The organism is Roseomonas sp. SRI_022, assembly GCF_057586215.1.
This window is the reverse complement of the sequence record NZ_JBYCZL010000018.1, coordinates 30,199-51,419: the sequence shown is the minus strand read 5'-3', so window position 1 is coordinate 51,419 and position 21,221 is coordinate 30,199. Positions and strand designations below refer to the sequence as shown.

The 21,221-nt window shown below is 68.5% G+C and carries 20 protein-coding genes and 1 tRNA gene; 10 read left to right on the top strand and 11 right to left on the bottom strand.

Features of this window, described 5'->3' with window-relative positions; all coding sequences use genetic code 11:
• Nucleotides 1-28: 28 nt before the first annotated feature.
• The 4 genes from AC2YHJ_RS17915 (at nt 29) to AC2YHJ_RS17900 (ending at nt 4,817) form a co-directional block, all read left to right on the top strand.
• The gene (locus AC2YHJ_RS17915) at nt 29-1,258 is read left to right on the top strand and encodes an MFS transporter (protein ID WP_487397453.1); all 1,230 of its coding nucleotides are present in this window, start codon (nt 29-31) and stop codon (nt 1,256-1,258) included.
• 70 nt (nt 1,259-1,328) lie between these two features.
• Complete coding sequence (locus AC2YHJ_RS17910) at nt 1,329-2,417, top strand: TRAP transporter substrate-binding protein (RefSeq protein WP_487397452.1); 1,089 nt, start codon at nt 1,329-1,331, stop codon at nt 2,415-2,417.
• Between the two features lie 11 nt (nt 2,418-2,428).
• Nucleotides 2,429-3,997 (top strand): glycosyltransferase family 39 protein, encoded by a 1,569-nt coding sequence (locus AC2YHJ_RS17905; protein WP_487397451.1) that lies wholly within the window; start codon nt 2,429-2,431, stop codon nt 3,995-3,997.
• A 16-nt stretch (nt 3,998-4,013) separates the two neighbouring features.
• Nucleotides 4,014-4,817, top strand: coding sequence for an undecaprenyl-diphosphate phosphatase (locus AC2YHJ_RS17900; protein ID WP_487397450.1), 804 nt, complete (start codon nt 4,014-4,016; stop codon nt 4,815-4,817).
• Nucleotides 4,818-4,894: 77 nt separating this feature from the next.
• On the opposite strand, the gene AC2YHJ_RS17895 is transcribed toward AC2YHJ_RS17900, so the two are convergent.
• Nucleotides 4,895-5,164 (bottom strand): hypothetical protein, encoded by a 270-nt coding sequence (locus tag AC2YHJ_RS17895; RefSeq protein ID WP_487397449.1) that lies wholly within the window; start codon nt 5,162-5,164, stop codon nt 4,895-4,897.
• 349 nt (nt 5,165-5,513) lie between these two features.
• Here AC2YHJ_RS17895 and AC2YHJ_RS17890 point away from each other — a divergent pair, with 349 nt between their 5' ends.
• The 5 genes from AC2YHJ_RS17890 (at nt 5,514) to AC2YHJ_RS17870 (ending at nt 10,520) form a co-directional block, all read left to right on the top strand.
• Nucleotides 5,514-6,473, top strand: a complete 960-nt coding sequence (locus AC2YHJ_RS17890) for a Bug family tripartite tricarboxylate transporter substrate binding protein (protein ID WP_487397448.1) — start codon at nt 5,514-5,516, stop codon at nt 6,471-6,473.
• A 244-nt stretch (nt 6,474-6,717) separates the two neighbouring features.
• On the top strand, nt 6,718-7,440 hold the full coding sequence (gene phbB, locus AC2YHJ_RS17885; RefSeq protein ID WP_487397447.1) for an acetoacetyl-CoA reductase: 723 nt from the start codon (nt 6,718-6,720) through the stop codon (nt 7,438-7,440).
• A gap of 42 nt (nt 7,441-7,482) precedes the next feature.
• Entirely contained in the window at nt 7,483-8,058 is a 576-nt protein-coding gene (locus AC2YHJ_RS17880) for a YciI family protein (RefSeq protein ID WP_487397446.1), read from the top strand.
• A gap of 53 nt (nt 8,059-8,111) precedes the next feature.
• Nucleotides 8,112-8,750, top strand: coding sequence for a YciI family protein (locus AC2YHJ_RS17875; protein ID WP_487397445.1), 639 nt, complete (start codon nt 8,112-8,114; stop codon nt 8,748-8,750).
• Between the two features lie 246 nt (nt 8,751-8,996).
• Entirely contained in the window at nt 8,997-10,520 is a 1,524-nt protein-coding gene (locus AC2YHJ_RS17870) for a glycosyltransferase (protein ID WP_487397444.1), read from the top strand.
• 57 nt (nt 10,521-10,577) lie between these two features.
• On the opposite strand, the gene AC2YHJ_RS17865 is transcribed toward AC2YHJ_RS17870, so the two are convergent.
• Genes AC2YHJ_RS17865 through AC2YHJ_RS17855 form a run of 3 tightly spaced genes read right to left on the bottom strand, consistent with a single transcriptional unit; the run spans nt 10,578 to nt 13,124 of the window.
• A complete protein-coding gene (locus AC2YHJ_RS17865; RefSeq protein ID WP_487397443.1) occupies nt 10,578-11,735 on the bottom strand; it encodes a glycosyltransferase family 87 protein in 1,158 nt (385 codons plus the stop codon).
• A gap of 13 nt (nt 11,736-11,748) precedes the next feature.
• On the bottom strand, nt 11,749-12,402 hold the full coding sequence (locus AC2YHJ_RS17860) for a CoA transferase subunit B (RefSeq protein WP_487397442.1): 654 nt from the start codon (nt 12,400-12,402) through the stop codon (nt 11,749-11,751).
• A 14-nt stretch (nt 12,403-12,416) separates the two neighbouring features.
• Complete coding sequence (locus AC2YHJ_RS17855) at nt 12,417-13,124, bottom strand: CoA transferase subunit A (protein WP_487397441.1); 708 nt, start codon at nt 13,122-13,124, stop codon at nt 12,417-12,419.
• A 125-nt stretch (nt 13,125-13,249) separates the two neighbouring features.
• Here AC2YHJ_RS17855 and AC2YHJ_RS17850 point away from each other — a divergent pair.
• A tRNA-Ala gene (locus AC2YHJ_RS17850) sits at nt 13,250-13,325 on the top strand.
• A 243-nt stretch (nt 13,326-13,568) separates the two neighbouring features.
• Here AC2YHJ_RS17850 and AC2YHJ_RS17845 read toward each other — a convergent pair.
• From AC2YHJ_RS17845 to AC2YHJ_RS17815, 7 genes are all read right to left on the bottom strand, one after another.
• Nucleotides 13,569-14,048, bottom strand: coding sequence for a hypothetical protein (locus tag AC2YHJ_RS17845; protein ID WP_487397440.1), 480 nt, complete (start codon nt 14,046-14,048; stop codon nt 13,569-13,571).
• A gap of 180 nt (nt 14,049-14,228) precedes the next feature.
• Entirely contained in the window at nt 14,229-14,600 is a 372-nt protein-coding gene (locus tag AC2YHJ_RS17840) for a hypothetical protein (protein ID WP_487397439.1), read from the bottom strand.
• A gap of 2 nt (nt 14,601-14,602) precedes the next feature.
• The gene (locus tag AC2YHJ_RS17835; protein WP_487397438.1) at nt 14,603-16,492 is read right to left on the bottom strand and encodes a potassium transporter Kup; all 1,890 of its coding nucleotides are present in this window, start codon (nt 16,490-16,492) and stop codon (nt 14,603-14,605) included.
• Nucleotides 16,493-16,633: 141 nt separating this feature from the next.
• Entirely contained in the window at nt 16,634-17,428 is a 795-nt protein-coding gene (locus tag AC2YHJ_RS17830; protein WP_487397437.1) for an amino acid ABC transporter ATP-binding protein, read from the bottom strand.
• A gap of 72 nt (nt 17,429-17,500) precedes the next feature.
• Complete coding sequence (locus AC2YHJ_RS17825) at nt 17,501-18,643, bottom strand: amino acid ABC transporter permease (RefSeq protein WP_487397436.1); 1,143 nt, start codon at nt 18,641-18,643, stop codon at nt 17,501-17,503.
• 123 nt (nt 18,644-18,766) lie between these two features.
• Nucleotides 18,767-19,969: an amino acid ABC transporter permease gene (locus tag AC2YHJ_RS17820; RefSeq protein WP_487397435.1), complete on the bottom strand. Its 1,203-nt coding sequence runs from the start codon at nt 19,967-19,969 to the stop codon at nt 18,767-18,769.
• Nucleotides 19,970-20,064: 95 nt separating this feature from the next.
• Complete coding sequence (locus AC2YHJ_RS17815) at nt 20,065-21,126, bottom strand: amino acid ABC transporter substrate-binding protein (protein WP_487397434.1); 1,062 nt, start codon at nt 21,124-21,126, stop codon at nt 20,065-20,067.
• Nucleotides 21,127-21,221 lie beyond the last annotated feature (95 nt).

Here is a 21,221-nt window from a genome sequence, read left to right as displayed (position 1 = left end):
GTGCAGCAAGGCGGGCGACCATCCTTCCATGAAAGCGCAACTCCGCCCCAGCCTGCCCATCCTGCTCGGTGCGGCGGTGATGCTCTCCCTCGCCATGGGGCTGCGGCAGAGCCTCGGCCTGTTCATGGCCCCGGCAACGCGGGAACTCGGCATCGCCGTGGCGGAGTTCACCTTCGCCATCGCCATCCAGAACCTCGGCTGGGGGCTGTTGCAGCCCTTCGCGGGCGCCGCGGCCTCCCGCTGGGGATTCCGGCCGGTGCTGCTGGCCGGCGTGCTGTCCTACCTCGTAGGGCTGGCGGTGATGGCGCTGGCGCAGGGCGCCTTCGCGCTGCTGGTGGGCGCGGGGCTGCTGATCGGCGTCGCGCTCGCCTGCACCGGCAGCGGCATGGCGCTGGCGGTCGCGGCGCGGCCGGTGCCGGCGGCGCTGCGCTCCTCCGCACTCGGCCTGGTCTCGGCGGCCGGGTCGGTCGGCGCGCTGCTCGCCGCGCCGATCGGGCAGGTGCTGGCGGAAGGCTGGGGCTGGCGCGCCGGGGTGTGGGGGTTCCTGCTGCTCGGGCTCGCCATGGTGCCGGCGGCGTGGATCGCCGGGCGCGTGGACCGGGTCCCGATCCCGCCGCTCGCGCCGGGGGAGGCGCCGCGCATGGGTGCGGCCCTGGCGCGCGCCATGTCGCATACGCCGTTCCTGGTGATGGCCGGCGCCTATTTCGTCTGCGGGCTGCAGCTCGTGTTCCTGACCACGCACCTGCCCTCCTACCTCGCGCTGTGCGGGCAGGATCCGATGCTGTCGGCCAAGGCGCTCGGGATGATCGGGGGGTTCAACGTGCTGGGGTCGCTGTTCTTCGGCTGGGCCGGCGGGCGGTGGAACAAGGGGGCCTTGCTGGGCGGCATCTACCTGGTGCGGTCCCTCGTGCTGGGCCTCTACTTCGCCTGGGCGCCGTCGGAGGCCTCGACCTTGGTCTTCGCCGCCATCATGGGGTTCCTCTGGCTCGGCGTGGCACCGCTGGTCGCAGGCATGGTGGTCGAGATGTTCGGCCTGCGCTTCCAGGCGATGATCCAGGGCCTCGCCTTCATGTCGCACCAGTTCGGGTCGTTCCTCGGCGCCTTCGGCGGCGGGGTGCTGTTCGACCTGAACGGGGACTACGTGCTGGCGTGGAAGCTCGGCGTCGGGATGGGGCTGGTGGCGGGGGCGGTGCAGGTCGCCTATGCGCTGCGCGGCGCGGCCCCGCCCGCGCCGGAACGCGGGCCGGCCGCGGCGTGATGCTTTCCCCCGCGCCCGTGATCCCGTATGGGACGGGCACATTGCCACCCGACGGGAGGAATACGTCGCAATGAATCGTCGTGCCCTGATGGGAGCCGCGGCGGCCGCCGCGCCCGCCGCCCTCGCCGCCCCCGCCCTGGCCCAGACCCAGATGCCGGAGGTGCGCTGGCGCCTCACCTCCTCCTTCGGGCGCAACCTCGACGTGCTGTTCGGCACCGCCGAATCCGTCTGCCGCCGTGTCGGCCAGCTGACCGACGGCAAGTTCCGCATCCAGGCCTTCCCCGGTGGTGAGATCGCGCCGCCGCTCGCCGCGCTCGATGCCGTGCAGTCGGGCTCGGTCGAGTGCGCCCACACCGCACCGTATTATTACGTGGGCAAGGAACCGGGCTTCGCCTTCTTCACCGCGATGCCCTTCGGGCTCAACTCCCGCATGTACAATGCGTGGTTCCGCTACGGCGGCGGGCGCGACCTGAACGCCGAGCTCATGGGCGAGTACAACGCCGTCTCCTTCCCCGCCGGTGACACCGGCGCGCAGATGGGTGGCTGGTTCCGCAACGAGGTGCCGAACCTCGCCGCGCTGAACGGGCTGAAGTTCCGCATAGCCGGCTTCGCGGGCCAGGTGTTCCAGCGCCTGGGCGCGGCGCCGACGCAGGTGGCGCCGGCCGACATCTATCCCTCGCTCGAGCGCGGTGCGCTGGATGCGGTCGAATTCGTCGGCCCCCATGACGACGAGAAGCTCGGCTTCGTGCGCGTCGCCCGCTACTACTACGCGCCGGGCTTCTGGGAACCGGGCGCGCGGCTGCACTTCATGGCGAACCGGGCCGCCTACAACGCGCTGCCGGACCTCTACAAGCACGCGATCGAGGTCGCCTGCGCCGAGGCGGATACCGAGATGCTCGCGCGCTACGACCACCTGAACCCGCAGGCGTTGCGCCGCCTGGTCGCCGCCGGCGCCCAGCTGCGCTTCTTCAACCGCGAGATCCTGCAGGCGGCCTGGAACGCCACCAGCGACGTCTATGCCGAGACCGCGGGGCGCAACGCGCGCTTCAAGAAGATCCTGGACAGCTACATCCCTTATCGCAACGAGCTGTTCCAGTGGTTCCGCGTGGCGGAGAATGCCTTCGACAACTTCGCCTTCCCGGCGGCGGCAGCGCGCTGACGGGTCGCCTTATGACGGCGCGGAGCGGGGTCCTGGCGGGCCTCGCCTTCGTGCTGGCGGTTGCGGCTGCCCTGCGCCTCCCGGGAATCGGGACCTGGAGCCTCTGGGTCGATGAGGTCGCGACGGCCAGCCTCGTGACGCTCGATTGGCGGGAGCTGACGGGCCCCCTGGCCCGCCTCGAGACGACGCCGCCAACCTACTATCTCTTCATCAAAGCATGGACGTTGGTTGCCGGCGCATCGGATGGCGCGCTGCGCCTGCCGTCAGCGCTGGCGGGCATCGCGTCGGTGGCGGCGGTGTGGTTGCTCTGCCGGGACGCCTTCGGCCGGCGCGCCGCCTTCTGGTCGGCGATGATCCTGGCCGTCGCGGGCTGGCACCTGTTCCATTCACGCGATGCACGGGTTTATGCGCTTCTGGCATTGGTGCTGCTGCTGGCGCTGCTCGCAGGGCGCCGCTTCGCGGCGCGCGCGACGCGGCCGGGGGCCGGCTGGGTGCTTCCGGCCCTGGGCTTGGCCGGGCTTGGCGCTGCCGCAGCATGGCTGCACTTCACCGGGGTCATCGCCGCGGCGATGGCGTTCATCCACGCGGCCGCGCTGATGGTCGCGCGCGGCACCTTCGACCGGCGCGCCCTCGCGCGGCTGGCAGCGGCAGCCGCGGTCTGCGCCGCCGCGACACTGCCGGTCCTGGCGCTGGTCGCGTCCATCGCCGCGGCGCGCGACAATGACGGCGTCGACTGGATGCGCGCGCTCGGCCTCGGCTTCGCCGCCGTGAGCATGGCGCGCGTGCTGCTGCTGACGCCCTGGACGGTGGACCCCTGGCCGCTGCTGGGCCCGGCCTGCGCCGGCCTTGCCGCGCTGGTCTGGCTTTTCCTCGCTTGGCTGGCAGCCAGCCCGGGTCCGCGCGGGGCGGAACGCGCCGCCCTGGCGGCGACCCTGCTGAGCGGCGTCGTGCTGTTCCTCCTGGGTCAGACGCTCGCGCCCGTGGTGCTGCCGCGCACCCTCCTGGTGCTCGTGCCGGTGGTCGTCGCGCTGCTCGGCCTGGGCCTTGCGCGATTGCGGCCCGGCGTGCTGCGGCCGCTGGTCTTCGCCATCTTCGTCGTGAGCCAGGGGCCGAGTCTGCACGACATCTACGGCGCGCCCCCGGACGGGTCGGACTGGCGCGGCCTGACCGCGCGCCTGGCGGCGGAGGCCGGACCGGGCAGCGCGGTGATCGCGCTCGACGTGTTCGACGCCCTGGCGCTCGATCGATATCGCGCGCTGGGTGGGCCATTGGCCGATCTCGTGCTGCTGCCGCCGGCCGCTGGCGCGCTGCAACGCTTCGTCGCCGGGCGGCTCGCCGGCGTGCCGGCCGTCAGCCCAACGGGGCTGGCTGCGGCGCTGTGCGGCAATGCCGCGCCGAAGGACGGCCTTATTGTCGTCGAACGACTCAGTCCGGTGTTGGACGAACAGCGCCGCTTGCTGGAGGCTGCCCTTCGGCCGCACGGGGCGCAGCCGGGGGAGGCGGCCGGGGACCGGAGCCTCCGGCTCCGCTCCATCACGCCACCATCCTGCCTGGCGGGGCCGCCCGCCGCCCGCCCGTGAATCCCTGGAGCACCTGATGGATTTCTCCTCCCTGTTCTCCGCCCTGTTCATGGGCATCGTCGAGGGACTGACCGAGTTCCTGCCGATCTCCTCGACCGGCCACCTGATCCTGCTCGGCGAGTTGATCGGCTTCCAGGGGCCGCCGGGCAAGGCCTTCGAGATCTCGATCCAGCTCGGCGCCATCCTGGCCGTCGTGGTGATCTATCGCGGGCTGATCCTCGACCTGCTGCGCGGGATGTGGCGGCCGGGGGCGGAACGGTTCTACGTGACCAACCTGGTGCTCGCGTTCCTGCCGGCGGCGATCATCGGCGCCACGCTGCACAAGACGATCACCGAGGTGCTGTTCAATCCCTGGGTCGTCTGCGTCGCGCTGATCCTCGGCGGCATCGCCATCATCGTCATCGAACGCATGCGGCCCGAGCCGTCGATCCATTCGGTGCCCGAGATCGGGCCGCTCGCGGCGGTACTGATCGGCTTCGGCCAGGCGCTGGCCATGATCCCGGGCACGTCGCGGTCCGGCGCGACGATCATCACCGCCCTGGTGATCGGCGTGGAACGGCGCACGGCGGCGGAATTCTCCTTCGTGCTGGCCATCCCGACAATGGTCGCCGCGACCTTCTACTCGCTGTTCAAGGCGCGGCACGAGATCGACTTCTCCGCCTTCGGGCAGATCGGCGTCGGCTTCGTCGCCGCCTTCCTGGTCGCTTTCGTCACCGTGCGCGCGGTGCTGGCGGTGATCGGGCGCATCGGCTTCACACCATTCGGTTGGTACCGAATCGGGCTGGGCCTCGTGATGATGGCTGTGCTGGCGTTGCGGTAGCGACGACGGCCAGGGATTTGTTCGCTGCCGGCCGCGGCACGCAGCCCATCGCATTCCGGTGACGCAGCGCCGCCCGGTCAGGCGGCGCGCAGCACTTCCGCGCCGCCATGCAACTCGATGACGCCCACCACCTGCCGAAGATTGCCGGCGACCAGATGAACCATCCCCGCTGGCATCGCATCGAGCGCGATCTCGACGCGCATCGTCTCCCCATCCCGCCGCGCCTGCACGCGGTCGGGCACCAGGTCGCGCTTGGCGAGCGGTTGCAGCAGGCGCGTCAGCAGGCCGGGCGAAGCCTCGGCAAGCAGATGGAATCGCGCGGGCACGAGAAGGTCGGGATCGGACATCGTGGAATGGCTTTCGGCAGGAACAAGGGCGGGTGGAGAAGCGTCGCGGCCGAAGGCGCACCCACCCGGGGCGCGGACCCAATCAGGCCGTGCCGGTAATTCGCCCCGCGATGCGCCGATGCGCTGCCATGGCGGCACGCTAGCAGCCGGCCCGGCATGGCGCCAAGGTCGCAGCCACCGCCCGATGCCCCAGCGACGCCAGAAAGCAAGATCCTGTCGGCGGACAGCCCCACGATGCGGCTTCAGCGCCGCGAAGGACCCACTCCAGGCAGTTTCCGTGCGCGATTCCGCCTGACGCGCGAACCTCCGCGCGGCTAGCGTGACGACTTCGCCACCGGGAACCGCCACCATGCTGCGCCGCCACCTCCTCCTCGCCGCCCCCGCGATGCTCGCCATGCCGGCGCTCGCGCAATCCTATCCGGGGCCGGTGCGCGTCATCGTCCCCTTCGCCACCGGTGGCACCACCGACATCATCGCCCGGCTGATCGCGGATGAAATGGGCCGGCGGCTCGGCACCGTGGTGGTGGTCGAGAACCGGCCCGGCGCCGGCGCCACGCTCGGCACCGGCCTCGTCGCGCGGGCCGCGCCGGACGGGACTACGCTTCTCGTCTCCACCATCTCGGGCATGGCGGTGGGCAACACGCTCTATCGCGACCGCATCCAATGGGATGCCGACCGCGACTTTGCGCATATCGCGACCATCCTCGGCACGCCGTACCTGCTGCTGGTCAATCCGCAGACGCCTATGCAGACGCTGGCGGATTTCATCGCCGCGGCGAAGCGGCCGAGCGGCGTCGCCTATGCCACCAGCGGCATCGGATCCGTGCCGCATCTGGTCGGGCTGCGCCTGGCTCAGGCGGCGGGGTTCGAGCTGCAGCACATCCCCTATCGCGGCGGGTCGCAGGCGGCAACGGACGCGATCGCGGGTACGGTGCCCTCGGTGATGGACAGCCTGACGGCAGCCTCGGCTTACATCCGGGCGGGGCAGCTGCGCGCCCTCGCCTTCACGACGCGGGAGCGGATCGCCGATTTCCCCGCGATCCCGACCTTCGTCGAGAGCGGCTTCCCCGATATCGTCGCCGATGGCTGGGCGGGCATCGCCGCGCCTGCCGGCACGCCGCGTGCGTTGCAGGAACGCCTCGCGGCCGCGATCCGCGAGGCCATGGCCGCGCCGCAGGTCGCGCGCCGCTATGCCGAGACGGCGACGCTGCCGGGCACGCTGTTCCTCGACGACGCGCAGGCGTTCGTGCGGGCGGAGATCGCGGCGTGGGCGCCGGTGGTGCGGGCATCGGGGGCCACGCCAGGCTGAGTGACCATTTGACAGATCCGGCACCCACCCATCCGACCTGCCGGTTGGTGTCCCGCGACCGCGGGTCGGTGCCGATTTCGCACAGCGGACATTGCTTCACCGCGGCGCGGCGGTTTCTGCCGCGCCGCACGCATTCCCCCTGGCGTTGCGCGGCCCGACAGGATTTGATCGCCATCAAGGATTGCGCCATCGCGACCAAGCATTGATACGGCAACCGCGCATCCGACCAGGGAGGAGATCAGGCATGGCACGCGTCGCACTCGTCACCGGAGGTCAACGCGGCATCGGAGCCGCGATCAGTGAGGCGCTGCAGGCGGCCGGCCGCAAGGTCGTCGCCTCCTACGCCGGCAACGACGCGGCGGCCGAGGCCTTCACCAAGCGCACCGGCATCCCCTGCTACAAGTTCGATGTCGCGGATTACGACGCCTGCGCCGCGGCGCTGAAGAAGGTCGAGACCGAGGTCGGCCCGGTTGAGGTCCTGGTGAACAACGCCGGCATCACCCGCGACGGCACGATGAAGCGGATGAACCGCGAGATGTGGGACGCGGTGATCGATACCAACCTCGGCTCCTGCTACAATATGTGCAAGCTGGTCTGGGACGGCATGACGGCGAAGAAGTTCGGCCGCATCGTCAATATCGGCTCGATCAACGGCCAGGCGGGCCAGTACGGCCAGGTCAACTACGCCGCGGCGAAGTCCGGCATCCATGGCTTCACCAAGGCGCTCGCCCAGGAAGGCGCGCGCAGCCAGATCACCGTGAACGCCATCGCGCCCGGCTATGTGGACACCGAGATGGTGCGCGCCGTGCCGCCCGACGTGCTCGAGAAGATCGTCGCACGCATTCCGATGGGCCGGCTTGGCCGCGCCTACGACATCGCACGCGGCGTGGTGTTCCTAACCGGCGACGATGCGGATTTCATCACCGGCTCCACGCTGTCCATCAATGGCGGGCAGCACATGTACTGAGGCACGCGCGGGGCGGCGCTGCGCCGCCCCGCGGCCGCTTCCATGGCCTTCGCGGTCATCGCCTTCGACGGGCCGGATCCGTCCCGCCGTGCCGCGGCGCGCGACCGGCACATCGCCTCGATCGAGGCGATGGCGCGCGATGGCAGCCTGTTGCTCGGCCTGCCGCTGCATTCCGCCGAGGGCCGGTCGCGCGGATCGCTGATGGTCATCGCCGCGCAGGACCAGGCGGGCGTCGATGCCTATCTGGCGCGCGAACCCTTCGCGACCGAGGGTGTATGGCAGGACATCGCCTGCCGGCCGCTACTGATCCCCGCGCTGCCGTGGCGCCCCTGGCCCGCGATGGACGCGCCACTGCCGCCGGGGCGCGGCCACACCATCATCATCGCGGCCGGCGAAGCGGAACCGGCGCGGCTCAGCGCCTCGGCGGAGGTCGGCACGCTGATCTTCGCTGCCGGGACGCTCGATGCGCCGGGCGCGATCCTGGTGGCAACGCATGGCGATGACGCCGCGGCGCGGGGCTGGGCCGCCGCCGATCCGTTGCTGCGGCATTGCGCGATGACGCTGCATGCCACTCTGTTCCGGCCCCTGCCCTATCGGCCATTGCCCCGTGCGGGCTGACGCGCGGCGGCGGCCGTGCCAGTCTGGTGCAACAGCGAAGGGCAGGACGCACCATGGGCTACGCCATCATCGCCTGGGACGGGCCTGACCCGTCCCGCCGGGCCGCATCGCGCGACCGGCATCTCTCGATCCTGACGCGCTGGGCGCAGGAGGGGCGGCTGGCCCTGGGCGTGCCACTGTTCACGCCCGAATGGCAGCCAGCCGGATCGCTGATGGTGCTGAACGTGCCGGACAAGGCGGGGCTCGATGCCTATCTGGCCGAGGAACCCTTCGCGGTGGATGGCGTCTGGGCGACGTGGGAGGCGCATCCTTTCCGCATCGCGCCGCTCCCCTACCGCCCGCTGCCGCAGCCAGGGGAGCCGATCTCGGCCACGCGGACGCATACGGTGTCGGTGGCGCTGGACGGCACCGATGCCGGTGCGGCGGCACGGCGCGCGGCGGCACGGCCGGCGCATATCGAGCGCGTCACCGCGATGGCGGCGGATGGCACGCTGGCAATGGGCGGGGCGATCCTGGACGAGGCCGGGGCGATGCGCGGGTCGATCGTCGTGTCGCGCCATGCGACGGATGCGGCGGCGCGGGCGTGGATGGCCGAGGATCCGTATGTGACGGGCGGGGTGTGGCAGGATATCGCGTTGCATGGGACGCGGTTCGCGCCGCTGCCTTATAGGGGGTTGCCGGGGGCGGGGTAGTGCCGCCAGCGGCGGATTGGACCTCACGCAACCGGCGCAGGACGACGCAGTTCAGGTCATCTCATGGCCCACTCGCGCCTGCGGCCCAGTGCCGCAAGCCAGTTGTGAGCCGGCCAGCGTCATTTTGCCTCAAAATTTGGTTGATCCCATAGAATTGATCACGATATTGGTTGTCTATTGGGTGCGCGATACGCCGCACAGTGGCATGCATCGAAGCAAGGGGGCGGAACTGTGGATGGAACCGTGGTGCTGCCGCCTGAAGGAACCCGAGGTCGCCAGCGCCTGCTGATCCTCGTCGTCGCCTACGAGGCGGAAGGCTCGATCGCCGCCGTCCTGTCGCGCATCCCGGATGAGATCCCCGGCGTCGATCCTTCCATCCTCGTGCTCGATGACGGCAGTCTGGACGGCACCTTCGAGGCGGCGCTCGCCACCATTTCCCGCCATCCCGTCCATATCCTGCGCAACCCGCGCAACCAAGGTTACGGCGGCAACCAGAAGATCGGCTACCACTACGCGCTCGCGAACGGCTTCGACCACGTCGCATTGATCCATGGCGACGGGCAGTATGGGCCGGAGCATCTGCCGCGCCTGATGCAGCCGTTGCTGTCCGGTGAGGCCGATGCAGTGCTGGGCAGCCGCATGATCGACCGGCGCGGCGCGCTGAAGGGCGGCATGCCGCTCTACAAATTCGTTGGCAACCGCATCCTGACGGGCATCCAGAACGCGCTGACCGGCGCGCGGCTGCATGAATACCACACCGGGTACCGGATCTATTCCGCCGCGGCGCTGAAGCGCATCCCGTTCCAGCGCAACACCGGCGATTTCCACTTCGACACGGAGATCCTCCTGCAGCTGATGTCGGTCGGCGCGCGCATAGCGGAACTGCCGATCCCAACCTTCTACGGCGACGAGATCTGCCGCGTGAACGGCCTGTCCTATGCTGCGCATGTGGTTGCCACCACGCTGCGCTGGCGGATGCGCAGCACCGGGCTGTTGCAGGACCCGAAGTACCCCTTCGCGACCGGGACTGCGGTCTATGAGCCGAAGCTCGACTTCCCAAGCACGCATCGTTGGGTCGTGGACTACGTGCCGGCCGGCGCAACGGTGCTCGACATCGGCTGCTCGGGCGGTCACGTCGCTGCCGCCCTGGCGGCCAAGGGCTGTCGCGTCATCGGCGTGGACCACGCGCCACCGGCCGACCCTCGCCCCTTCGCCCGCTTCCTGCATCACGACGGCGACCAGGGCCTGCCGGACCCGGGAGAACGGATCGACTACGTGCTCGCCCTCGATGTCATTGAGCATCTGCGCACGACCGAACGGCTAATCGAGGAGATCCATCTGCTCTCCAGTCGCAACCGGGAGATGCGGCTGGTGATCTCGACCGGCAACGTCGCCTTCGCCGTGGTGCGGCTGATGCTGTTGTTGGGACAGTTCAACTACGGCGCACGCGGCATCTTGAATGCCACGCGTACGCGGCTGTTCACCTTCGGCACGCTGGCACGCACGCTGCGCGACGGCGCCTTCATGGTGGAGCGGTCGGTCGGAATCCCGGCCCCCTTTCCACTGGCGCTCGGCCGGGGAAGGCTGGCGAATGCGCTGCTCGCCCTGAACGCGCTGCTGATCCGGCTGTCGCGCGGGATGTTCGCGTATCAGATGCTGATGGTCTGCCGGCCGGTGCCGGCACTCGACTGGCTGCTGCAGGACGCAATTGCGGAAAGCGCCGGCCGGACGCGCGACGGAGCCACCCGGGAACACAGCGCCGCAGGCTGAACAGTAGCGCCCAGGCACTGTTCGTCCCCCGGCGTGACGCCGCCCGGACCCGACCGATCAGGCAATGGCTGGAGCGCGCACCGACAACCCGGCCCGCCGCATGGCGAGCAGCAAGATAACGATCGCGGCCACCGGTCCCGGCGGCCCCCACCGCATGAACAAGGTCACCCCCGGCAAAAGGACCACGGCGGTGACCAGGACCGCCTCCCACCTCCAGGGCTTCTTCGCCGGCGTGCCAAGAAGGAAGGCGCCGGCCACGGCCAGCGGCACCCAGTCATGCTGGAAGCCATAGGGCGGTGCCAGCAGTGACACCGCGATGATGGCGGCCGCCCTGGCGCCGCTGTCCGGTTCGGCACGCAGCACGCGGACCACGGCAAGCGTCGCGGCGATCAACACGGCCGCGTGCAACAGGCCGGCCGGTACCTTGCCCATCATCATCGCAGCAGTGGCATAGACGGTCTGCACGGCCGGCAGGACACCGTCCGGCGTCATGAAGTTGTCGGCAACGGCAAAGACCGACCACAAGAAGTCGACCCAGATGGCCGGCCCCAGTAGCACCATCGAAAGACCGGCGAAGGTAAGCGCCGTCACAGCCGCGGACAGGATGATGTCCCATCGCCGCGTCACGACCAGCAGCAGCGGGATCACCACGCCAAGATGCGGCTTGTAGGTCAGCAACCCGAGGAAGGCGCCTGACACCCAGGGCTTCCGGTCCATCATGACGAGGAAACCGGTCATGAGCGCCGCTGAGAGAAAGTTGTTCTGCCCCTTGAGCACGACGGCCAGGGAAGCTGGCGCCGCGAAGACAAAGGCGACGCCGTGGCGCAGGACGGGCGAGGTCCACATGACCGCCGCAAGACAGCATCCGGTCGCCACGATCCAGGTCATGAAGGCGACCCCGTAGGGCAGCAATGCGAAGGGGGCGACGATCGGCGTGAAGGACGGTGGGTAGGGCCAGTTCAGCAGGAACGGCCCTGGCTGGCCAACCAGGGCTTGGAGTCCCTCGGTAAACAGCCGCAGTTGGTAGGCATCGGCGGCGCGCCCGTCCAGCGCCATGGCCGCTGCGACACGGAAGATGACGAAGTCTTGCACCGGCGACGGCAGGCCGGTGGGCTCCATGAACCAAGGATGCCCCTGCGTCCACCAGGTCGCGCCCAACAGCACGACATAAGAAAAGGCCAGCGCCGTCGCCGCGAGGCGCAGGCCATGGGGCACGGCCCCGCCGGGCCTAAGCCGCCAGCGCTCCCCCCAACTCGAACACCGCCTCGGTCTTCTCCCGCATCTCGTCCAGGCTGACCTCGGTCGCGAGTTCGGTCAGCACCAGCCGCTCCGGCCCCTTGCGGGCCACCTCGAAGACGCCGAGGTCGGTGATCACCATGTCCACCACCCGCGCGCCGGTCAGCGGCAGGGTGCAGGACTTCAGCAGCTTCGGTTTGCCGCCGGCGGTGTGCTCCATCAGCACGATCACCTTCTTCACGCCGGCGACCAGGTCCATCGCCCCGCCCATCCCCTTCACCATCTTGCCGGGGATCATCCAGTTCGCGAGGTCGCCATTCGCCGCGACCTGCAGCGCACCCAGGATCGACAGGTCGATATGCCCGCCGCGGATCATCCCGAAGGATTGCGCGGAATCGAAATACGACGACGTCGGCAGGGCCGTGATGGTCTGCTTGCCGGCATTGATCAGGTCGGCATCCTCCTCCCCCTCAAAGGGAAAGGGGCCGAGGCCGAGCATGCCGTTCTCGGATTGCAGTTGCACGTTGAAGCCGGCCGGCACGTGGTTCGCCACCAGCGTCGGAATGCCGATGCCGAGGTTCACATAGAAGCCGTCCTGCAGTTCACGGGCGGCGCGGGCGGCCATCTCGTCGCGGGTCCAGGGCATGGTCGTGCTCCTCCTCAGGCCGCGCGCTTGCGCAGGGTGCGCTGTTCGATGCGCTTCTCGTAGCCGGCGGGGCACACGATCATGCGCTTGGTGAAGATGCCGGGCGTGTGGATGTGGTCGGGGTCGATCTCGCCGGGCTGCACCAGGTGCTCGACCTGCACGACGGTGACCTTCGCCGCGGTCGCCATCATCGGATTGAAGTTCCGCGCCGTCTTCCGATAGACGAGGTTGCCCTCGGTATCGCCCTTCCAGGCATGCACGATGGCGAGGTCAGCGAAGATGCCGCGCTCCATGACATAGGTCTCGCCGTCGAATTCGCGCGTCTCCTTGCCCTTCGCGACCTCGGTGCCGACGCCGGTCTTGGTGAAGAAGGCGGGGATGCCCGCGCCGCCGGCGCGGATGCGCTCGGCCAGGGTGCCCTGCGGGTTGAATTCAATCTCGAGCTCCCCGGCCAGGTACTGCCGGGCGAATTCGGCGTTCTCCCCGACATAGGAGGAGATCATCTTGCGAATCTGCCGCGTCTGCAGCAGCAGGCCGAGCCCTGCATCGTCGATGCCGGCATTGTTGGACACGACGGTGAGGTTCTTCACCCCCGATTCGCGGATCGCCTCGATCAGCAGGGCGGGGATACCGCACAGGCCAAAGCCGCCGGAATGGATCACCATGCCGTCGCGCAGCACGCCGGCCAATGCGGCCTTGGCGTCAGGATAGACCTTGCCCATGGACACTCCCCACTACCCAACCCTTCGAGGCTTTCTCCCTACCGTTCCCTGGCGCGCGCCGAAAGGGGGCAGACACCCCCTTGCGGGGCACGGATAGCAGGGTTATACGGCGCGCCTCTTCTCGGGGGGCCATAGCTCAGTTGGGAGAGCGCTTGAATGGCATTCAAGAGGTCGTCGGTTCGATTCCGATTGGCTCCACCAGTTTGATCAAGGGCTCGGGCGCCATCGCCCGGGCCCTTTTTCTTTGGCGATGCCGGATGCTGCCAAGGGCGGGCAAAGGCCGTTCATCCCGCGCGCCAGTCTTTTGCGAGCTTACCCGCGGGTCGCTACACGTCGCCGATCCCGGCGCTGCGCCGCCCGCGATCGCGCAGGCGGTGCGCGACCCCGCCCTTCGCGCATGCCGCAGCGATGGCTGCAATCCGGGGCAAAGCCGCGTTGCAGTGCTTACGGACGCTCAAAGTCCATGATCCAGTTCGTTTCCCAGTTGCTGCCGCCGTCGTTTGAGAAAGCCTGCTCCCACCGGGGCGAAATCGTCTGTGTTCTCAGCCAGAGAAATCTCACGGTAATTGGCATGCCCCGGAATTTGTCCTCGGCGTAGAACGATCCTATGCCGTTCTCAAATCCACCCTTCACGGGAACGTCCACTTGGTGCGGATCGTGCGATGCCAGCCACCAGATCGCCCATGTGCGGCTGGCCACATCAAATGACCGGATCGCAATCGCGCGATAGGACCCGCTCGGCAACTCAATGAGGTTGTCTTCGATGTTGCCGTTGCCGCCCAACACGAGGCGGGTCTCAGATGTGCCGTCGAATTCTTCCCATTCGTCGCACCCGGCAAGCCGTTCCCGTAAGCGGCGGTGTCGAACGCGCCAATGGCCGACTTCGAAATCGAAATCATTCGAAATTCCATTTGCGTGGTCCAAAGCCCGCTTCCTCCGCCTCCTCTTGCGACACGGAGTTCGTGCTATGTTCCGAAGCAGAGTCAAGCATTGCCGCGTGAAGTTGCCTCAGCGCCCCTGCTGCTGAAGTACGCATGCGGGACTCGAAACGGCATGTGGTGCCAGGAAGCCTTGCCGTGCCGAAAAACCGGCACCTCTCGTGCTTCAACCCACCCCGACCACCCGATACGCGAACTCCGCGCCATCCGGCTCCGTCACCGTCACGTACTCGCCCGGCCGCACCGGATCCGACCCGCAAACGAACCGGGTCTCGGGCGCATCCGGCCCCTCCGCCGCCGCGCCATAGAAGCGAATGCCCCAACCGGTATCCGGGTCGAATTGCACGTCCCCCTCGACCGGCGCCGCTCCGGGCGCGATCCGTCGTGCCCGCCAGGGCTCGGGGTCGGCTGCCCAGGCTGCGCCATCCGGGCGCCCCGCCGCATCCAGCGACAGCGCGATCTCATAGCGATGCGCGGGACTGCCTTCCGGGAAGCCCGGGCCGGCGGCCATCGCCAGCAGGACCGTCACCGTCGCCATGGTCAGATCGCCACGCGCACGCCGAGCTCGACCACGCGGTCGGACGGAATGCGGAAGAATTCCGTCGCCGGCACGGCGTTGCGCGACATGATGGTGAACAGCCACTGCCGCCACGCCGACATCTTCGGCACGGCGGCCGCCACCACCGTCTCCCGCCCCAGGAAGTAGGAAGTCTGCATCGGCTCGAAGGGAATGCCGACCTCCTTCAGCGCCTCGAGCTCCTTCGGGATGTTGGGACTTTCCTGGAAGCCGTAGCGCAGGAAGACGCGGTGGATGCTGGGCGACAATTCCTCGACCTCACGCCGGCGCTCCGCCGGGACCGCGGGAATGCCCTCATTGGTCACGGTGACGAACAGGACGCGCTCGTGCAGCACCTTGTTGTGCTTCAGGTTGTGCAGCAGCGCGCCGGGCAGGAAATCGGCCTGGCTGGTCATGAACACCGCGGTGCCGGGCACACGGATGGTGCGCGACTGCGGCAGCCGCGCGATGAAGGATTTGAGCGGCAGCCCATCCTGGCGGAAGCGGGCGAACAGCAGTTCGCGCCCGCGATGCCAGGTCGTCATCATGGCGAACAACCCCGCCCCCAGCACCAGCGGCACGTAACCACCTTGCGGGATCTTCAGCACGTTCGACAGGAAGAACAGCAGATCGAGCAGCAGGAGCGGGCCGAACACGCCGATCACCAGCGGCCAGGACCAGCCGAACTGCCGCCGGAACACGATGATGGCGAGGCAGGATGTGCAGACGAAGGTGCCCGTCACCGCTATGCCATAGGCCGCGGCGAGGTTGTCCGAGGTATGGAAGGCCATCACCAGGATGATCACGCCGATCAGCAGCAGCGTGTTCACCTGAGGCATGTAGATCTGCCCTTCCTCGGTGTCGCTGGTGTGGCGCACCTCAAGGCGTGGAATGAAGCCGAGCTGCACGCATTGCCGCGCAATGGTGTAGGCGCCCGAGATCATCGCCTGGCTGGCGATGATCGTCGCCGCGGTCGCCAGCAGCACCAGGGGCAGGCGGAACCACTCGGGCGCCAGCAGGTAGAAGGGATTCTCCAGCGCCGCCCTGTTGCGCAGCATCAACGCACCCTGGCCGAGGTAGTTCAGCATCAGCGCCGGCAGCACGAGCCAAAGCCAGGCCCAGCGGATCGGCCGGCGGCCGAAATGGCCCATATCGGCGTAGAGCGCCTCGGCCCCCGTCACCGCCAGCACGACGGAACCGAAGGCGACGAAGGCCACCAGCCGGTAGGTCAGGCAGAATTGCACGGCGTAGTGCGGCGAGAGTGCGGCCAGCACCGCGGGGTTGTCGATGATCTCGATGACGCCGAGCAGGCCCAGCACGAAGAACCAGGCCGCGCAGATCGGCCCGAACACCGCACCCATGCTGCCGGTGCCGCGGAACTGCGCCAGGAACAGCCCCACCAGGATGACCACCGCGATCGGGACCACCGCGTGCTCGAAGGTCTCGTCGACCACTTTCAGGCCCTCGACGGCCGACAGCACCGAGATCGCCGGGGTGATGATGCCATCGCCGAAGAACAGGCAGGCACCGACGATGCCGATCAGGGCGATCGACCAGCGCGCGCGCGGCGATTCGACATTGCGCTGGGCCAGCGCCATCAGCGCGAGGATGCCGCCTTCCCCGCGGTTGTCCGCCCGCAGCACGAAGACGACGTACTTCACCGTCACGGTCAGGATCAGCGACCAGATGATCAGGCTCAGGATGCCGAGGATCTCCCAGCCTTCCAGCCCATCATCGGAGAAGTGCAGCAGGGCGGCCCGCAGCGCATAGAGCGGTGAGGTGCCGATATCGCCGTAGACGACGCCGAGGACGCCGAGCACGAGTGCCGGCGTCAGGGCCTGGGTCTTGTCGGACGAAGATGTGTGCGCGGTCACGAAGCCTCGCTGCGGTGCGGCAATGCGGCGAGTGATAGGCCGGCCAGCCCCCTTGCCGCAATCGTGCCGCAATGCCCGGCCCGCATGGCCGAAACGACGGGGGCGGCGCCGGTGACCATCGCCGCGCCGCCCTCGATCCCGTCAGTGACCCCGCAGGATCTGGCTGAGGAACAGCTTCAGCCGTTCGGTCTTCGGGTCGTTGAACACTTCTTCCGGCGTGCCGGATTCCACCACCTCGCCGCGGTCCATGAACACCACGCGGTCGGCGACCTGGCGGGCGAAGCCCATCTCGTGCGTCACCACGATCATGGTCATGCCGGTCCCGGCGAGCATGACCATGGTGTCGAGCACCTCCTTGATCATCTCGGGGTCGAGTGCGGAGGTCGGCTCGTCGAACAGCATGATCTTCGGCTTCATGCACAGCGCGCGGGCGATGGCCACGCGCTGCTGCTGCCCGCCGGAGAGCTGGCCCGGATACTTCTTCGCCTGTTCCGGGATCTTCACCCGGGACAGGTATTCCATCGCCAGTTCCTCGGCGTCCTTCTTCGGCATCTTGCGCACCCAGATCGGCGCAAGGGTGCAGTTCTCCAGCACGCTCAGATGCGGAAACAGGTTGAAGGACTGGAACACCATGCCAACGTCGCGGCGGATGGCGTCGAGCGCGCGGACATCGTCCGTCAGCTCCGTCCCGTCCACCAGGATCCTGCCCTCCTGGTGGGTCTCCAGCCGGTTGATGCAGCGGATCATGGTGGATTTGCCGGACCCCGAAGGCCCGCAGACCACCACGCGCTCGCCGGTGGCGACCTGCAAATCCACCTCGCGCAGCACATGCAGCGCGCCGAACCACTTGTTCACCTTGTCGAGCACGATCGCCGGCGGGGCGTCGGTGCGGACGGCTGAGGCGACGAAGCCTTCCGTCTCGATGGCAGCGCTCATTTCGTCTCGTGTCCCAGAACGTTGTTGTGCGTCGGGCGGCACCGGCCTGCGCCGATGCCGCGCATGCGTGTCTCAGCGCCGGCGATGGCGGTTCAGCTCCGTCTCCAGCCCCTGGCTGTACTTCGACATGGCGAAGCAGAAGACCAGGTAGATCAGGCCGACGAAGACATAGACCTCGATGCCGAAGCCTTGCCATGCCGGCTCGACGATCGCGGTCTTGCCCGCCGTCAGCAGGTCGAAGATGCCGATGATCAGCACCAGGGAGGTGTCCTTGAAGAAGCCGATGAAGGTGTTCACCAGCGGCGGGATCACCAGCCGCAGCGCCTGCGGCAGGATGATCAGCCCGGTCTTCTGCCAGTAGGACAGGCCCATCGCGTCGGCGGCCTCGTACTGCCCCTTGGGCAGCGCCTGCAGCCCCGCGCGCACCACCTCCGCCAGATAGGCGCCGGCGAACAGGATGATGGCGATCTGCGCGCGCAGCAGCTTGTCGATGTTCATCCCTTCCGGAAGGAACAGGGGGAACATCACCGACGCCATGAACAGCAGGGAGATCAGCGGCACGCCGCGGATCAACTCGACATAGACGACGCAGAGCACCTTGATCGCCGGCAGGTTCGACCGCCGCCCCAGTGCGACCAGGATCGACAGCGGGAAGGCGAAGGCCAGGCCGAAGGTGGCGAGGATCAGCGTGATCGGCAGCCCGCCCCAGCGTTCCTGCGGCACATAGGGCAGGCCGAGCACGCCGCCCCACATCAGGATGCCGATGAGCGTCAGCGTCACCGCCCAGATCGGGACCAGCGTCCAGTTCCAGAAGCGCCGCATCGCGGAAGTGATGAACAGCCCGATGAACAGCAGGCAGACGATCGCCGGGCGCCAATGCTGCTCGTAAGGATAGGTGCCGAACAGCATGAAGCGGTGCTTCTCGGTCACCACCGCCCAGCAGGCGCCGGCACCATGCAGGTCGCGGCAGGCCTGGGTCTGCGCCACGCCGCGGGCGTCCACCGGCACCGACCAGATGGCGTTGATGAAGGCCCAGTCGACGAAGCCCATCACGGAACGGATGATGACGTAGCCCAGCACCAGCGTGACGGCGGTGGACAGCCAGCCGGAGAACAGATTCTCCCGCATCCAGGCGATCGGTCCGACCGCGGTGATCGGGGCGGAGCGATGGTCGCTGCCGCCGGCGATCGGGGTATTGGCGGTGATGTCGCTCATGGCCGGGCCCTCACCGCTCAACCAACGCCGCGTAGCTGGCCCTTCGGCCAGCGAAGCCAAGCATCCGCTTGCCGGCCGTTTGGCCAGCGAAGCCAACAGAAAGGTGCATCGCGTTCATGGCCGTCACCTCTCCACCAACGCGATGCGCGCGTTGTACCAATTCATGAACAGGCTGATCGACAGGCTGATCGTCAGATAGACGAGCATGATGATGGCGATGCCCTCGATCGCCTGGCCGGTCTGGTTCAGCGTCGTGTTGGCGATCGACACGATGTCCTGGTAGCCAATCGCCACCGCCAGCGAGGAGTTCTTCGTCAGGTTCAGGTAGTTCGACGTCATCGGCGGGATGATGACGCGCAGCGCCTGCGGCAGCACGATCAGCCGCAGCACCGAACCGTGCCGCAGGCCAAGCGCCTGCGCGGCCTCCCACTGCCCCGTATTGACCGACAGGATGCCCGCGCGCACCACTTCGGCAATGAAGCCGGCGGTGTAGGTGACCAGGCCGATCAGCAGCGCCGCGAATTCCGGGCTGACATTGGCGCCGCCACGGAAGTTGAAGCCGCGCAGCGCCGGCCAGTCGATCGTCCACGGCGCGCCGAGCGCGAGCCACACCGCCACCGGCAGCCCGACCATCAGCGCGAGGCCCGCCGGCCAGATACGGCGCGGCTGGCCATCGGCCATCTGCTTCGCCCGCGCGCTGCGCCCGTACAGCCAGGTCAGCACGATGCCCGCGACGAAGGCGACCGCGGCGGCGGTATGCGCCCCTTCCCATTCCAGCGCCGGAATGCGGAAGCCACGGTTCGACAGGAACACACCCTCGACCGGGTGGAACGCCTGCCGCGGGCCGGGCAGGCCCTGCATGATGGTGTACCAGAACAGCAGTTGCAGCAGCAGCGGCAGGTCGCGGATCACCTCGACGTAGAAGCCGGCGATGCGCGATACGAGGAAGTTCTTCGACAGCCGCGCGATGCCGATGGTGGTGCCGAGGATGGTCGCGAGCACGATGCCGACCACCGCCACCTTCAGCGTGTTCAGCACGCCCACGGTCAGCGCGCGGAGATAGGTGTCGGTCGGATCGTAGGAAATGAGGTGCTCGGCAATCGGCAGCCCCGCCTCGCGGTTCAGGAAGCCGAAGCCGGTCGCGATGCGCCGGACCTCGAGGTTGTGGACGGTGTTCGACCACAGCCACCAGAAGATGGACCCGATGACGCCGACGACCAGGATCTGCCAGACGATGCCGCGGATGCGTTCGTCCGCCCAGGACAGGCGCAGCGGGCGTTTGGGCGGCTTGCGCCGGAATCGGGGATCGACGGTTGCGTCGGACATTCTTCTACGGCCTCACCTGTAGCTTGTTGCCCGCCCTGCGGGGCGGGGAAGCAGCACGGGGCGGGGGCATCGCCCCCACCCCGCGGGTCATCGGATCAACGGAAGGGCGGCGCGTATTGCTGCCCGCCCGGCGTCGTCCACAGCGCGTTCGGGCCCCGCTGGATGCCGATCGGCGCGAGGTGGCGCGCGAACACCTCGCCGTAATTGCCGGTCACGCGCAGCACGTTGACCAGCCAGGCATTGTCGACGCCGAGCATCCGGCCGAGGTCGCCGTTCTTGCCCAGCATGCGCTGCACTTCCGGCCGCGTGTCACTCGCCGCCATCTCCTGGACGTTCGCCGCGGTGATGCCGAACTCCTCGGCGGCCACGAGGCCGAAATGGATCCAGCGCACGAGGTCGGAGAAGCGCTGGTCACCATGGCGCACCAGCGGGCCGAGCGGCTCCTTGCTGATCACGTCAGGCAGGATGACGTAGTCGGCCGGACGCGCCTGCGCCGAACGCGTCGCGGCGAGGCCCGACACATCCGTCGTGAAGGCATCGCAGCGGCCGGAGACGAAGGCGGTCACCACCTCCTCCAGCCGCTCGATCACCACCGGGGTGAAGCGCACGCGGTTGGCGCGCGCCCAGTCGGTCAGGTTCTGCTCGGTCGTCGTGCCGGGCTGCACGCAGATGGTGGCGCCATCCAGCTCCCGCGCCGTGCGCACGCCGAGGCTGGCCTTCACCATGAAGCCCTGGCCGTCGAAGAAGCTGATCGCCGGGAAGTCGAAGCCGAGCGAGGTGTCGCGCGACAGCGTCCAGGTCGTGTTGCGCGACAGCATGTCCACTTCGCCCGACTGCAGCGCAGTGAAGCGGTTCTGCGCCGTGGTCGGCACGTAGCGGACCTTGTTCGCGTCGTTGAACAGCGCCAGGGCGACGGCGCGGCAGTAATCCACGTCGAAGCCGCGCCACACGCCCTGGCTGTCCGGCTGGGCGAAGCCGGCGAGGCCGCTGTTCACGCCGCAGATCAGCGTGCCGCGCGCGCGGATCGCATCAAGGGTGGCCGAAGCCGGGGCCGCCGGCTGCTGCTGCGCCATGGCGGGCATCGCCATCGCCGAGGCGACGAACGCCGCCCCAACCATGCGGATAGCCCAGTGCCGCGAAACCTGAACCACGACCATATCTCCCCGTCCGTCTCCGGCTGCCCGCATAGGGCAGCCCGGCATTCTTGCCTATCCCGCAGGCATGCTGCGCCACGTGACGGCACGGATCAACG

Coding starts and splice junctions, on each gene's coding strand:
- AC2YHJ_RS17915 (WP_487397453.1), top strand. CDS start 29: ATGAAAGCGCAACTCCGCCCCAGCCTGCCCATCCTGCTCGGTGCGGCG.
- AC2YHJ_RS17910 (WP_487397452.1), top strand. CDS start 1,329: ATGAATCGTCGTGCCCTGATGGGAGCCGCGGCGGCCGCCGCGCCCGCC.
- AC2YHJ_RS17905 (WP_487397451.1), top strand. CDS start 2,429: ATGACGGCGCGGAGCGGGGTCCTGGCGGGCCTCGCCTTCGTGCTGGCG.
- AC2YHJ_RS17900 (WP_487397450.1), top strand. CDS start 4,014: ATGGATTTCTCCTCCCTGTTCTCCGCCCTGTTCATGGGCATCGTCGAG.
- AC2YHJ_RS17895 (WP_487397449.1), bottom strand. CDS start 5,164: ATGTCCGATCCCGACCTTCTCGTGCCCGCGCGATTCCATCTGCTTGCC.
- AC2YHJ_RS17890 (WP_487397448.1), top strand. CDS start 5,514: ATGCTGCGCCGCCACCTCCTCCTCGCCGCCCCCGCGATGCTCGCCATG.
- phbB (WP_487397447.1), top strand. CDS start 6,718: ATGGCACGCGTCGCACTCGTCACCGGAGGTCAACGCGGCATCGGAGCC.
- AC2YHJ_RS17880 (WP_487397446.1), top strand. CDS start 7,483: ATGGCCTTCGCGGTCATCGCCTTCGACGGGCCGGATCCGTCCCGCCGT.
- AC2YHJ_RS17875 (WP_487397445.1), top strand. CDS start 8,112: ATGGGCTACGCCATCATCGCCTGGGACGGGCCTGACCCGTCCCGCCGG.
- AC2YHJ_RS17860 (WP_487397442.1), bottom strand. CDS start 12,402: ATGCCCTGGACCCGCGACGAGATGGCCGCCCGCGCCGCCCGTGAACTG.
- AC2YHJ_RS17855 (WP_487397441.1), bottom strand. CDS start 13,124: ATGGGCAAGGTCTATCCTGACGCCAAGGCCGCATTGGCCGGCGTGCTG.
- AC2YHJ_RS17840 (WP_487397439.1), bottom strand. CDS start 14,600: ATGGCGACGGTGACGGTCCTGCTGGCGATGGCCGCCGGCCCGGGCTTC.
- AC2YHJ_RS17830 (WP_487397437.1), bottom strand. CDS start 17,428: ATGAGCGCTGCCATCGAGACGGAAGGCTTCGTCGCCTCAGCCGTCCGC.
- AC2YHJ_RS17825 (WP_487397436.1), bottom strand. CDS start 18,643: ATGAGCGACATCACCGCCAATACCCCGATCGCCGGCGGCAGCGACCAT.
- AC2YHJ_RS17820 (WP_487397435.1), bottom strand. CDS start 19,969: ATGTCCGACGCAACCGTCGATCCCCGATTCCGGCGCAAGCCGCCCAAA.
- AC2YHJ_RS17815 (WP_487397434.1), bottom strand. CDS start 21,126: ATGGTCGTGGTTCAGGTTTCGCGGCACTGGGCTATCCGCATGGTTGGG.